Annotated in this window: 13 protein-coding genes; 5 read left to right on the top strand and 8 right to left on the bottom strand. The window is 39.5% G+C overall.

Annotation, left to right across the window (positions count from 1 at the left end; all coding sequences use genetic code 11):
- The first annotated feature begins 72 nt into the window (after positions 1-72).
- Entirely contained in the window at positions 73-1,239 is a 1,167-nt protein-coding gene (locus M3P19_RS12790; protein ID WP_249658074.1) for a VWA domain-containing protein, read from the top strand.
- A gap of 50 nt (positions 1,240-1,289) precedes the next feature.
- On the opposite strand, the gene M3P19_RS12785 is transcribed toward M3P19_RS12790, so the two are convergent.
- On the bottom strand, positions 1,290-2,285 hold the full coding sequence (locus M3P19_RS12785) for a PorP/SprF family type IX secretion system membrane protein (protein ID WP_249658073.1): 996 nt from the start codon (positions 2,283-2,285) through the stop codon (positions 1,290-1,292).
- 124 nt (positions 2,286-2,409) lie between these two features.
- Between M3P19_RS12785 and M3P19_RS12780 the strand changes: the two genes are divergently transcribed.
- From M3P19_RS12780 to M3P19_RS12765, 4 genes are all read left to right on the top strand, one after another.
- Positions 2,410-3,306 (top strand): NifU family protein, encoded by an 897-nt coding sequence (locus tag M3P19_RS12780; protein WP_249658072.1) that lies wholly within the window; start codon positions 2,410-2,412, stop codon positions 3,304-3,306.
- Positions 3,307-3,376: 70 nt separating this feature from the next.
- The gene (locus M3P19_RS12775; RefSeq protein WP_130613447.1) at positions 3,377-3,577 is read left to right on the top strand and encodes a dodecin family protein; all 201 of its coding nucleotides are present in this window, start codon (positions 3,377-3,379) and stop codon (positions 3,575-3,577) included.
- A gap of 114 nt (positions 3,578-3,691) precedes the next feature.
- Positions 3,692-5,743, top strand: a complete 2,052-nt coding sequence (locus M3P19_RS12770; RefSeq protein WP_249658071.1) for a thioredoxin domain-containing protein — start codon at positions 3,692-3,694, stop codon at positions 5,741-5,743.
- Positions 5,744-5,811: 68 nt separating this feature from the next.
- Entirely contained in the window at positions 5,812-6,633 is an 822-nt protein-coding gene (locus tag M3P19_RS12765; RefSeq protein WP_249658070.1) for a mechanosensitive ion channel family protein, read from the top strand.
- Here the strand turns inward: M3P19_RS12765 and tsaB are convergent.
- The 7 genes from tsaB to M3P19_RS12730 form a co-directional block, all read right to left on the bottom strand.
- Positions 6,630-7,307, bottom strand: coding sequence for a tRNA (adenosine(37)-N6)-threonylcarbamoyltransferase complex dimerization subunit type 1 TsaB (gene tsaB, locus M3P19_RS12760; protein ID WP_249658069.1), 678 nt, complete (start codon positions 7,305-7,307; stop codon positions 6,630-6,632). The genes M3P19_RS12765 and tsaB overlap by 4 nt on opposite strands.
- 16 nt (positions 7,308-7,323) lie before the next feature.
- Positions 7,324-8,673, bottom strand: coding sequence for a TolC family protein (locus M3P19_RS12755; protein WP_249658068.1), 1,350 nt, complete (start codon positions 8,671-8,673; stop codon positions 7,324-7,326).
- Between the two features lie 44 nt (positions 8,674-8,717).
- Positions 8,718-9,830, bottom strand: a complete 1,113-nt coding sequence (locus M3P19_RS12750) for an efflux RND transporter periplasmic adaptor subunit (protein ID WP_249658067.1) — start codon at positions 9,828-9,830, stop codon at positions 8,718-8,720.
- A 41-nt stretch (positions 9,831-9,871) separates the two neighbouring features.
- Entirely contained in the window at positions 9,872-11,128 is a 1,257-nt protein-coding gene (locus M3P19_RS12745; RefSeq protein ID WP_249658066.1) for an ABC transporter permease, read from the bottom strand.
- 2 nt (positions 11,129-11,130) lie between these two features.
- Complete coding sequence (locus M3P19_RS12740) at positions 11,131-12,306, bottom strand: ABC transporter permease (protein WP_249658065.1); 1,176 nt, start codon at positions 12,304-12,306, stop codon at positions 11,131-11,133.
- Between the two features lie 46 nt (positions 12,307-12,352).
- Complete coding sequence (locus M3P19_RS12735; RefSeq protein ID WP_249658064.1) at positions 12,353-13,054, bottom strand: ABC transporter ATP-binding protein; 702 nt, start codon at positions 13,052-13,054, stop codon at positions 12,353-12,355.
- Between the two features lie 99 nt (positions 13,055-13,153).
- Complete coding sequence (locus M3P19_RS12730) at positions 13,154-14,266, bottom strand: efflux RND transporter periplasmic adaptor subunit (RefSeq protein ID WP_249658063.1); 1,113 nt, start codon at positions 14,264-14,266, stop codon at positions 13,154-13,156.
- Positions 14,267-14,292: the final 26 nt, after the last annotated feature.

The raw sequence follows: 14,292 nt of genomic DNA, 5'->3' as shown, positions 1-14,292 counted from the left end.
GTTTACTCATTTCGAGTTTTTATCCAAAAAAGCTGGTTCTAGTTTTAGCCCATATTTAATAAACATTGAACTATGAAATATCTAAATCAATTATTAGGAATGGTGCTTTTGGTCACAGCAAGTACTTTATATAGCTGTAATCTAATGGCAAAAGAACATAAAACCACCACGTTGCTCACAAGTGTCACGAAGGAACAACCGGCAAAACAGTTTGTGAAAATCGCTTTATTGTTGGACACTAGTAACAGTATGGATGGATTGATCAATCAGGCCAAAGGTCAGCTTTGGGATATTGTAAATGAATTTACCCATGCCAGATGCGGCAATGAAATCCGTCCAGAATTGCAGATTGCGCTGTACGAATATGGTAATGACAATTTATCTTCAAGCGAAGGATACATAAGACAAGTTCTGGGCTTTAGTGATGATCTGGATGAAATCTCAGAAAAACTATTTTCCTTAACAACAAATGGCGGAGAAGAGTTCTGTGGCGAGGTCATTCAAACCTCCTTAAAACAATTGGATTGGGGCAAAAATCCAGATGACCTTAAAATGATTTTCATTGCTGGAAACGAACCATTTACCCAAGGCAAATTGAATTATAAGGACGCAGCCCATAATGCTAAGGAAAAAGATGTTGTGGTAAATACCATTTTCTGTGGCAACTACGAACAAGGCATCTCAACAGATTGGAAAAATGGCGCTTCAATTACCGGTGGTGATTATATGGCGATTGATCATAATCAACAAGTGGTGCATATAGAAACTCCTTATGACGACATCATAATCCAGCTTAATTCCAAATTGAACAAAACCTATGTCTCCTATGGTTATTTAGGTTCTCAAAAAGTTGCAGCACAAGCAGCGGAGGATTCCAAAGCATATTCTATGGACAAGGAAGTTGCCGTTAAAAGATCAGTGAGTAAAAGTTCAAGACTGTACAAAAATTCCAAATGGGATTTGGTTGATGCCGTTGAAGCAGACGAGGTAGAGCTTGCTCAATTGGCAGAGGAAGAATTACCTGCGGAATTAAAAGGAAAGTCGAAAAATGAAATAGAACGCTATATATCCGAAAAAAAAGAAGAGCGCAAGGCCATTCAAAAACAAATTCAAGAACTGAATGTAAAGCGTAAGAAGTTCATAGCCGAAAATCAAAAAGAGGAATCGGGTGAGCTTGAGAATGCCATGCTAAATGCGATTAAGACTCAAGCAGCAAAGAAAAACTACAAGTGGGATTAGTTGTGTGATGATTGTAGTTTGAATGGTCCATCCTGCGGGGTGGGCCATTTTTAGTTATTGGCAGCCGGGCAATAACAATCGTATCGTTTGCCGTCATCGCTTTGACCAAATTCATACCCCAAGGTAATCTGATGGAATCCTCCATTATCAAAACGGATATCGCCAGACTGATAGGAATAATTATATGAAAACAAAAACTGATTCACATTGACACCGATAATAGGCGTGAACAATTGCAGTCTCTGTTCTCCAAATCCGCCGTTGGTCTGAAACTGGGCTCCATCAAAACTTCTGCGATAAGAAAGTCCGGCCCATACCGTACCAAAACTAACATCCCTATAGACCTTAGCATTGATATCTATTGTTTTTTCCTTTGTAAAATCTGTTAATTGAAACAAAATTGAAGGTTCAATTCTAGTTGTCCTTCCAAAAACATATCCTGCAGACAACAAATATCTTCTAAGATTGTCAAATTCAGCTGCGGTGTATAAGTCCCTTCCACTTCCCAAAACATTCAAAATAGCCGCATGGGCATAGAATTCCATGAAATTATAGGAAACACCTAAATCAACATTGAAATAACTTGTGGTGTTTTTAGTTCCCGTGACTATTGGATCAGGAATTATGGATCTAAACTCGGTCTCATCCAAACTGCTTAAAATGACTCCTGCACTAAGTCCAAATGAAACTTGGTTCAAAGTTCGGAAATCACCTCCCATTTGTAGATGGTGGGCGTAGGTAGCCTTAAACCCTGTTTGGGAATGATATCCGTTACTATCATTGAACAATATTGCTCCAATTCCGCTTTTGTCACCAACTCTGGAATTAAAATTCAAGGTTTGCAAACTTGGCGCTTCATCAACATTGAACCATTGTTTACGAGCTGTTAATCTGATTTTGGTTCCTTCGGAAATACCAGCCATAGATGGATACACCAAATAGTAGTTATCCGCCAAATAATCGAAATATACCGGAATACCTTCTTGCGCCTTGGATGTAAGGCCGAACAAGAGCATAATAATCAGTGAGGTTAAATAGCGTCTCATGCAGTGTTTTGGGCTATAGTTGGGGTTTAAAGGTAATCAAACATTTAAATAACGCCCGACGCCATACATTATTATATATTTTGCCCCTCATCTTTACTTTGGTATTTTTGTACAAATTTTGGCTATGAAAGAATACCACATTACCGTTGCACCTACAAATAACCCAAAAATCCTAAAATTTGAGGCAAATCATTTTTTGGCAAAAGCCAATTATGAGTATAAAAACATAGATGAAGCCAAGGCATCACCTTTGGCGCAACAGCTATTCTATCTCCCATTCATAAAGACCGTCTATATTTCCGGCAATTTCATCGCTCTAGAACGATTTGATATTGTAGAATGGGAAGATGTGAAGGATGAAGTAGCACAACAACTAGTGGAATACCTAAATGACGGCGGGCCTGTAGTAAATGAAGAAGAGGTTCAGAAAAAACTACCTATCACAGTATATGCTGAAGTGACACCAAATCCGGGGGTTATGAAGTTTGTATCCAACAAAAAAATAGTTCCTGCCACCTATGAGTTCAAAAATATAGACGAAGCCAAAGATAGCCAGCTAGCACAGGAGCTTTTTCATTTCCCATTTGTCAAGGAAGTGTTTTTTGATGAAAATTATGTTTCAGTGACCAAATTTGACGTTGCTGAATGGGAAGATGTTACCATGGAGCTTCGAGAGTTCATCCGTAATTTTCTTTTGGACGGGAAAGAAGTAGTATCCGCGGCAAGTATTCAAAAATCAAAGGAAACGGCGGAACAGCAGGTTAATCAGAACCAATACGACGATACTTCACTTCAAATCATTGATATTTTGGATGAGTATGTGAAACCTGCCGTTGCCAGTGATGGTGGCAATATCCTATTTCAATCCTATGAGGAAGAAACCAAAACGGTGAATGTAGTACTTCAAGGTGCTTGTAGCGGCTGTCCTTCCTCCACCTTCACCCTTAAAAACGGCATAGAAACCATGCTCAAGAACATGATGGGTGACAAAGTAAACGAGGTGGTCGCCATCAACGGTTGATTTCCCTATTGAAACCGCCAATAGTGGTCAATTTTTGGTAAATTGAATAAATTTAAAATCATTAACTATTATGGCAGTTTTAAAAGTAATCGAAGTATTGGCCAATTCTGACGAAAGTTGGGAACAAGCCGCAAAAAACGCCTTGGAGCAAGCATCCAAGTCCGTGAAAAACATACGCTCGGTATACATCAATGAGCAAAGTGCGTCTGTAAAGGATGGCAAAATTGATGATTACCGGGTCAATGTAAAAATTACCTTTGAGGTAAAATAATCAAAGGGCAGTACATAAAACGCCCTAAATGGGCGTTTTTTTATGTCCGAATATGACTGTATGATCAAAAAAACAATCCTCATATGCGTGTTACTTTCATTAGCAATTGGTTGCATGCAAAAATCCGATAAAGTGACACACAAGCACACCAATGCCTTAATCAACGAAACAAGTCCTTATCTGCTACAACATGCCCATAACCCGGTAAATTGGGAAGCATGGCGACCTGAAGTTTTGGAAAGGGCGGTCAAGGAGGATAAACCACTGCTGATAAGTATTGGATATGCTTCTTGCCATTGGTGCCATGTTATGGAGAAGGAATGTTTTGAAAATGATTCTGTTGCCCAATTGATGAACGATAATTTCATCAACATAAAAATTGATCGGGAAGAACGCCCCGATGTAGACCAAATTTATATGGATGCCATTACCATGATGTCAGGGAATGGTGGTTGGCCACTGAACATTGTGGCACTACCTGATGGACGTCCATTTTGGGGCGCAACCTATCTTCCAAAGGACAATTGGACAAAATCCCTTAATCAATTAATTGAGTTGTATAAAAATGACAAATCACGAATTGTCAGTTATGCAACGGACCTGGCCAATGGTATTAATGCCATCAACCTAGTAGAGAACAAATCGTACTCTGGAGTTTTTACCTTGGAACAATTGGATGAAGCAGTAGCAAACTGGTCGCGCCATTTCGATAATTTTCTTGGTGGACATAAACGGGCTCCAAAATTTATGATGCCCAACAACTGGGAGTTTTTGATGAATTATGCTTCAATGAACGACAAACCCGAACTTATGGAACAGGTTGAAGTCACATTGAATCGTATTGCATTTGGAGGAGTATTTGACCAAGTAGGAGGCGGTTTTTCGAGATATTCCGTGGACACAAAATGGCATGTGCCACATTTTGAGAAAATGTTATACGATAATGGGCCACTCACTAGTTTGTATGCGAAAGCGTACGCCTTGACCGGCAACGACTTATACAAGGATATCGTTCAGAAAACCATAGGCTTTGTTCAAGAAGAACTCATGGATGAAAACGGCGGGTTCTACTCCTCATTGGACGCAGACAGTTTGGATGAAAATGGAGCGTTGGAAGAGGGTGCCTATTATGTATGGACCAAGGAACAACTTACGGAGTTATTAGGCGCTGATTTTGAATTGTTCAAGGACTATTACAATATTAATTCGTATGGTCTTTGGGAACATGGCAACTATGTACTGATCCGTGATAAGGAAGATTTGGAGATTGCCGAGAAACACAACCTAACCGTCTCGGAATTACGGGAAAAAATAGATAATACACGAGCGATTTTAAAGGGAGAGCGCAATAAAAGGTCAAAACCAAGATTGGATGATAAAATCTTAACATCATGGAACGGCCTTATGTTAAGTGGTCTTGTTGATGCATACAGATACCTAGGACAAGATGAATATCTCGAATTAGCGCTCAAAAACGCTCAATTCCTAGAAACTGCCATGGTAAAAGAGGATTACTCCTTGTATCGAAACCATAAAGATGGAAAAAGTGATATTGATGCCTTCTTGGAGGATTATGCTATTTTGAGTGAAGCCTTTTTGGGGCTCTACGAAGTGACTTTTGATGAGAAATGGTTAGATCATGCCAAAAAATTGATGGAATACGCCAAAGTCCATTTCTATGACGAAAATTCAGGGATGTTCTTTTACACTTCGGATTCAGACAAATCTTTGATTAGAAGATCTATTGAAACCATAGATAAGGAAATTTCTTCTTCAAACTCCATTATGGCCAAAAATCTCTTGAAATTCCATAAGCTATTTCCAGAGGAAGGCTTTGGAGATATAGCAGAGCAAATGCTAAGGAACGTTCAGGATGAATTCCTGCAAAGTGGTCAAGGCTATACCAATTGGCTTAACCTTGTCTTATTTGAAAACCAAAACTTCTATGAAATAGCTGTTGTTGGCGAAAATTACAAGCAATTGGGAAAGGAAATCAGTCACAGTTATATTCCTAACAGCATTTTGGTTGGATCCGCGAAAGATGGACCTGTGGATTTGTTGAAAAACCGATATGCTGAGGGCGAAACCTTTGTCTATGTCTGTATTGAAGGGGCATGCAAACTTCCTGTACAAGAAGCTGATGCAGCGATAGCTCTAATTAAATAATAAGACATTCTACCCGGGCCCATAATCAGGCCCGAAACAACTAATTTTGTAATTCAATCTATAAGAATATGAAGGAACTACGGGATTTTGAACAACATTTGGAAAACGCTATTGATTGGTTCTGGGAATTTATGCCGGACCTCGTATTGGCCATCATTATATTCTTTGTCGGATTATGGATAGTGCGATTCATCAATCGTATGGTAAGTCGCTTTTTTGACAAAAAAGATTACGATGAAACCCTGGAAAGTTTTCTTCAAAGCTTTATAAGCGTCACACTTAAAGTTTTGTTATTTGTAGTGGTGGTAACGCAATTGGGCGTAAAATCGTCCTCCCTTGTTGCGATGGTGGGTGCAGCAGGGCTTGCCATTGGATTAGCCTTGCAAGGGTCACTTGCTAATTTTGCTGGCGGCGTGCTCATTCTTATCTTCAAACCCTTCAAGGTCGGCGATTGGATTTCTGCACAAGGTTTGGAAGGCACCGTAAAGCAAATAAGTATTTTCAGTACCAAATTGAACACTTTTGGAAACCAAGTAGCCATAATTCCGAATGGTCAGCTTTCCAATGGTAGTATTGTGAATTACAATATGGAGGATACCCGTAGAGATAAATTTGATGTGGGCATTGGCTACGGTTCCAATATCAAGGAAGCCAAAGACATTTTATTAAAAATATGTGCCGATAGCCCCAAAATACTAAAAGAACCAATACCTGAGGTTTATGTAGGTGAGTTGGGCGATAGCTCAGTAAATCTTACTTTACGGTTTTGGGCAAAAAATGATGTGTTCTGGCCCGCTCATTTTTATGTGATTGAAGAAACCAAACTGAGATTTGATCAAGCTGGAATTGAGATTCCATTTCCTCAGCGTGTGGTGCACGAAGCCAATTAAGCTTTTTTCTTTGTCTGAAGTACGAAATCCTTAAGGTAATAAGGTTCAAAATATGCAACATCCTCAAAATCCTTATTCAGGAATTTTGGATACGCAATGCCTGCCATTTCTCGGGCGGAAGGCACAATTTCTGTATTGAAACTAAACACATCGTCCTTGAGTAGGTCTTTACACTTTTCTGCACCATTTCCTGCGATAAGGATTTTCGAATACTCCTTAAATTTTGCAAAGGAACCTGCTTCTATTATTTCAGCTTGGGTTTCCCTGATTTCTTTCCATTCTGAATTATAAACCGCTGAATAGACTTCCATTCGTCTTGCATCCAAAACGGGAATGATCACTTCATCTGTAGCTGCCTTAACTTGGCTGGCCATACTTTGCAAAGTAGGAATGGAAATCAAGGGGATATTCAAAGAAAATGCCAAGCCCTTGGCGGCTGAAACGCCTATCCGTAAACCCGTGTACGAACCAGGCCCCTTACTCACGGCAATTGCATCTAAATTGGAAAAAGACAAGGAAGCCTCTTCCAAAGCTTCCTTGATGTATACATGTAGTTGTTCTGAATGCGAATAATTTATCGCATTGTTTTCCTTTAAACAGATTACCTTATCTCCATCAGAAATGCTAACAGAGCAATTGGTAGTTGCAGTCTCTAAATTCAGTATTATGGCCATAGCGGCCACAAAGATACTAGTTTAGTGAAATTGGTATCCCAAAATAGAATTCCAATATCTTCAAACGGAAAATGTAATCGTACTTTGTCCTGATTACGGATGCTTCTGCATTGTCGACCCTTGATTGTGCTTGACTGAAATCAAAGGCATTCATCAAACCGACATTGAATCGTTCTTTAGCATAATCGTAAGCAAGTCTTCGCGCTTCCAAGGTTTTTTCGGCAGCTTCATAAGCCTTGTAAAATGTGGTCACATCCACATAAGCCTGCTGGATATTGGTTTCTAAATCCAATTTATCCTGCTCAAACTGAAGTTTAGCCTTCTGCAAACTGATTTGGGAACGCTTCACATTGTTCCGAGTGCTCCAACCATTGAAAATTGGAACATTTAATTGTGCACCATATGAGATACCGTCGAATATCCATAACTGATCTGTAAAGTTTGGTGTAAATGGCACACCATTTCCATCAGGTATTTGTGTCACATCTGAATATCTAGTACCATATTGAAAAAATGCAGATAAGGTCGGGGAATAAGCACCTTTAGCAATTTTCAGGTCTTCCTCTGCCAATTTCACATTGGACTCCGAGAATTTGATATCATTCCTAAAGCTAAGTGCCTTGTCAAAAATTACCTTTGCTGAATTATTCAATATATCCGACGGAGGAATTTGATACTCTGCGTCAGCTACATCAAAATTTTCATAGTCCGTAATCTGTAGCAGCTGAGCCAAATTTATCCTCGAAATCAATACCAAACTTTCCCCATTTACAATTTGTTGTTCTTGATCTGCGGCAGTTGCCTCAATTTCCAATAAGTCGCCTCTAGGCACAACCCCGGATTCAACCAATTCCTTTGTTCTCTTCAGGTCTTGCTCCGTAACCGCATACTGTGCTCTGAACGTCCTCAATTGTTCTTTGTTAGAAATAACCCCCAAATAAGCGTTGGCGACACTTAATTTGATATCATCCTTTAAATCATCCAATCGGTATTGATTGGCTATTGCATTCATCTTCGCACGATTTAGCTGCCTAAGATTACGCAGTCCATCAAATAAAGTAACATTAGAGCTTACGTTACCATTCACGTTAAACGCGGTGCTATTTGTCGGTAAGTTATTGGTTGGATTAATGGAGAATCCTGTATTGCTCGAAATCGTAGTAGTACCATTCAAGTTTGGCAACATGTTACCAATGGCATCGGATTTATCAATTTTCGCATTTTCCAAATCCAGCTCAAACTGTTCTATGGTCAAGTTATTCTCTACGGCAAATGTGACACATTCTTCCAAGGTCCACTTTTTCATTTGCGCGTTGGTCATTAGTACTGTTCCCAGTACCATGAGCAATGTGATCTTAAATTTCATTTGTTTTTTGATTTTTCAGATTGATGAATATGGGTTGGCTACACTTATGAATCATCATCTTCCTTCTTCTCCAATTTGTTCCAAACCTTGACTTTGTCACCTTCGTCAAGTCCTGATACGATTTCCACATCGATACCATCGCTTACACCCAGTTCCAATTCCTTGCGTTCAAATTCGTTTTCACCAGTTTCCACTTCCACATAAGGTTTTTCAGATTCCTTATCAAATTGAAGTAATGCTTCCTTCAATGCCAATACATCCTTTTTCTCTTCCAAAACAATAGAGGCATTTGCACTATATCCGGCTCTTACATAAGTGCTGTCGTTTACTACTAAATCTCCTTCTATTTTAAATTGGACTGCACCTTCTTCCTCTACACCTTTTGGAGCAATGAATTTCAACTCAGCGTCAAACTTGTTTTTTTCCAAGGCACCTAGACTGATTTCCAACGGCATACCAACATGTAACTTTCCAACTTCAGCTTCATCCACTTCGCCTTCAAAGATCATTTTGTTCATATCAGCGATAGTGGCGATTGTAGTACCGTCATTGAAGTTGTTACTTTGAATTACCTGATCTCCTTCTTCCACTGGAATCTCCAATATAGTTCCGGATACCGTTGCACGAATATTCGTGTTGGCACTAGAAGAGCCACCAGCCGAACCCTTACGGATGATTTGGTAATCAGCACGGGAATTTTTCAACTCCTGTATTGCCTGGTCGTATGTTAGTTGTTGGTTGTTGAAATCCTGACTTGAAATCACTCCTTTGTCAAACAGTGCCTTATTCCTATCATACTCGATTTTGGCATTGTTAAGCGCCAATTCTGCATTTCTAACACGACCTGCTGCCTGATTCAAGGATTGCTCATTGGGAACAACCTTAATGACCGCAATTAAGTCCCCAGCCTTTACTTCGACACCTTCATCCAAGTAAATTTTATCAATGATTCCAGAAATCTGTGGCTTAATATTGATTTCATCCTCTGGAATAACCTTACCGGTTACAATAACTTTGTTCACGATATCCTTTCGCTCCAAAGACTCGGTTTCATAAATCTGGGTCGGTTCGCTATTTTGTTTCAAAAAATAGACGGTAGCAGCTAGAATACCGATTATTACAACCGTGATTAACCCGTATTTTACGTACTTATTCATTTTTATTTATTTGATCGTTGTTATTTAATTTTTGTTTTTCGTTATTCTTCTCGTAGTGCTTCAATTGGCCTAACTTTTACGGCTCTGTTTGCTGGAATCATTCCAATAAGCAGACTCAAACTTACCATCAGAAAGAAGGAAACCGTAAACTGAGGTACGCTCACCATTGGTTTTACAAATGGGAAGTCTTCTCCACTACCCCACATCGAATCCAAAAAGGCAAGAATACCTACTGAAATAGCAAATCCTATCAATCCAGCAAAAGCGGTCAAGACAATAGCTTCTACAACAATTTGACGTCTTACTACACGGGGAGTTGCTCCCAAGGCACGTCTTACCCCAATTTCCTTTGTACGCTCTTTTACGGTAATTAAAAGAATATTACTAATGGCAATTACACCAGCGAGCAGCGTAAAAATCCCTACAAAAAAGGAAAAGCCTTTCAATACCGTGGTAAAAGCCGAAATATTGTTGAATATCTCTGACATATCAAAACTACCAATGGCCCGTTCATCATCTGGATGGATATCGTATTTGTTCTTTAAGATATCCTTAATCCTACTCTCAACAATGGTGACTTTAGTGTTAGGTTCAACAGCAATGGCCATCCAGCCCATGCGATCTCCCGTGTTAAATGCTTTCTGGAAAGTGGTAAAGGGAATGAACACCGCATTTTCACCGTCAATATTAATATTGTTGTTAGGTTTATAAATTCCCACTACGGAAAAGAAAACCCCATTGATTCGAATATCCTGTCCAATCGCATCTTCTCCTTTTTCAAAAAGAAGTTTGTAGGTTTCCTCTCCAATTACGCATACCTTTTTGGAGTCATCGATATCCGTTTGGTTTAAAAACCGACCTTCAACCAACTTCTTTTTGGTGATATTATCAATTTCGGGATAATCCCCATAAACCGAGGAACCACTAGTTTGACCATTTCTATAAACGGTAACCACATCACGGTGTCCCCCCAATTCAATTCTTGGTGCCAAAACTTCAATCTCTGGAATTTCACGCTTTAAAATTTCAGCATCCTCAATTTTATAGCGGATACGTCTGCCACGTTCAAAACCTTTATACGGTTCAGATGTGGATTGACCCCATACAAATAAACTATTGGAGGCAGTACCTGCAAAAATCTTATCAAAACCATTACTCATCCCGTTAGAGGAACCTAGCAGCAATACCAGAATTACCATTGCGAAAATGACACCCAACATGGTCAAGAAAGTGCGGAACATATTCTTTCCCAAGGTGTGGAATACTTCAATCCATAAATCTCTATCGAATAACCACATAATTATTTATCACTTAGTGCCACAATGGGTTTTACATTTGCCGCTTTAATTGCGGGAATCAATCCTGCCAAAACACCTGCAACAATTAAAATAATGGTTGCTGTTATTACAGTTGACAAGCTAACCGACGGATTTGAAAATGCCGGAGTATCTATAGTAGGGCCTATTACGGACAATATGATCCAAGCAAATATCAGACCTATGAATCCGGAAATAGCCGTAATGAAAACCGACTCTAAGAGTACAAGATTGATAATTTGCTTTGGTTGGGCGCCCAAGGCCTTGCGCACTCCAATTTCCTTTGTTCTTTCCTTGATTGTGAACACCATTATATTCCCAATACCAACAATACCAGCAATCAATATTAAAAAGCCAACACCGATACTGATAGCGCTTAACACTGTGGTAAAACTGCTAATATTATCAAAAGCTTCCGCATAATTCCAAACATTGATACCGGCCTGGTCCTCTGGAGCAACTTTATGTCTACGCTTCATCAAATCTTCCAATTTCCCAGAAAATTCCAAAGCTCGTGTCAAATCATATGTTGGGTTATAGGTCAACACCACTTGATTGATGATATTGGTGTTGCCATAGATTCTTTGATAGGTGGTAATTGGCGCATAAATCCTTCGTTCTGCATTGTCATCCCCATCATCCGTAAAAATTCCAATTACCCTAAAGGGTAATCCATTGAATTCTACAAATTTCCCTAGGGGCTCCTCGTCCTTGAACAAATCTTCTGCTACCTTTCTACCCAATACGGCAACTTTGGCTCGGTTTTGCACATCCGCATCGTTGAAAAACCGTCCTTCTGTAATCAAAGTTTTTTCAATGATTTGATGATCCGGGTGAACCGCTTGCACGGAATAAGACCCTGTTTCTGCTTTATAGCGCGCCGTTGTTCCGGTGAAATAACGGGAGCTGATGTACTCTATATCTTTAGGAAAACTACTTTTAAGGTATTCGTAGTCATCATTTTTGAGTTGGATACGTCTTCCTGCTTCAAAACCACCATATGCCTCTGCTGTAGTTCCGGGTCGAATAAAAATGGAGTTGGTGGCATCGTCATTGAACTGATTGGTGAATCCATTCTGCATTCCGTTAACTGAAGCCAGTAGCATTACCAATATGAAAATAGCCCACCCTACGGAAAAACCGGTGAGGAATGTCCTCAATTTGTTGTTCCTGAGGGTATGGAAAATTTCTTGCCAAATATCCCGATCAAACATATTGTTGGGCCCTTACTTGTTCTATTTTTTTATCTTCCACGATAACGCCATCCTTTAAATGCACAATTCGCTTGCACATATGAGCAATGTCTTCCTCGTGTGTCACTACCAATATGGTATTGCCTTCGTCGTTTATTTTTTGGATCAAATCCATCACCTCATAGGAGGTTTTACTATCCAATGCTCCTGTTGGCTCATCCGCCAATAGTACTTTCGGTTCGGCCGCCATTGCCCTTGCTATGGCCACCCTTTGTTTTTGACCACCAGAAAGTTCACTTGGCAAATGCGTAGCCCATTCCTTTAAACCTACTCTTTCCAAATAATTAAGTGCTTTTTCCTGCCGCTCTTTCCTTCCTACCTTTTGATAGTATAGGGGCAAGGCAACATTTTCCAAAGCTGATTTATAATTGATCAGGTTAAAGGATTGGAAGATGAATCCCAAAAATTTGTTTCGATACTGTGCCGCTTTTGTTTCGCTCAAATCCTTGATCGGAACATTGTCCAAGGTATATTCGCCACTGTCGGCCAAATCCAACATACCCAAAATATTAAGTAAGGTGGATTTACCAGAGCCAGAGGATCCCATAATTGCGACAAGCTCACCTTCTTCTGCTGTAAAATTGATTCCCTTTAATACGTGAAGGGAATTGCTTCCCATCCTATAGGATTTGTGAAGGTCTTTAATTTCTATCATGATTGGTTAATCTTTGATCTAAGGGATTGTAACTCTTGTAATAGGACTATTAAGTGCCTGAATTGTTACAAGAATTTTTAATTTTTTTTGAATCAGGTATTAATTGGCGTTTTCTTCGTCTTCAACTGCGTTCCAAACCTTGACTTTATCATCTGCCGAGAGCCCGGATTTGACTTCCACGAAGATACCATCACTAATTCCCAATTCTACATCTTTGCGTTCAAATTGTTGATCTGCAGTCTCTATTTCCACATAAGGTTCTTTGGTTTCTCCATCAAACTGCACTAATGCTTCCTTCAATGCGATGACATCATCAGCCCTTGCCAATATAATTGAGGCGTTCGCACTTAAACCAGCCCGTATAAACACGGAATCCCGTTTTTTGAGGGTTCCTTTTATTTCAAATTGTATGGCTCCATTTTCTTCTTTTCCTTTAGGCGCGATATAATCCAGGACGGCATCAAAAACCTGATTTTCAATGGCACCTACTGTTATTTCCAATGGAAGGTCTTCTTTGATTTTACCTACTTCGGATTCATCCACCTTTCCTTCAAAAATCATTTTTTCAACATCTGCAACTGCAGCTATAGTAGTTCCTTCATTAAAATTGTTACTCTCAATTACTTGGTTACCCACTTCTACAGGTACTTCCAGAACCATACCACTTACAGTTGATTTGATCAAAGTATTAGCTGCATTGCTCAACCCTCGGGTTGTTCCTGTTTTTACAATATCAAATCTTTTGTTTGCTGCGCCATAGGCCTGTTTCGCTTGATCAAATGCTACTTGCGCACGCTCTAAATCTGCTTTAGAAATTACACCCTTACCAAACAGCGAGCTTTGTCGCTCATAATTTCTGCGTTGGTCATCCAAATTGATTTTGGCCTCATCAATGGCATTTCTAGCATCGTTCAATGCGTTTAAATTTGGCACCACCTTGATTTTGGCCAATAGATCCCCAGATTTTACGTAGTCCCCGCCTTCCACATAGATTTCTTCGATAACTCCCGAAATGTTTGGTTTGATCAATACCTCTTCCAAAGGAAGAATGCTTCCGGTAGCCACTGCTTTCTTTACAATGTTTTGTTTTGATGGTTTCTCAGTTTCATAAACCACAGGGTCTTCAGAATTCTTTTGATAGAGGTAATACATTGAACCTCCAAACACTACCACAATGAGTAATAAGATGATAATGGTTACTGACTTTTTCATTTTGACTTTATAGTTAATTGATTGAA

The organism is Flagellimonas spongiicola (genome assembly GCF_023502425.1).
GTDB lineage: Bacteria > Bacteroidota > Bacteroidia > Flavobacteriales > Flavobacteriaceae > Flagellimonas > Flagellimonas spongiicola.
The sequence above is the reverse complement of the archived record's forward strand: the minus strand, read 5'-3'. Positions and strand labels throughout refer to the sequence as shown.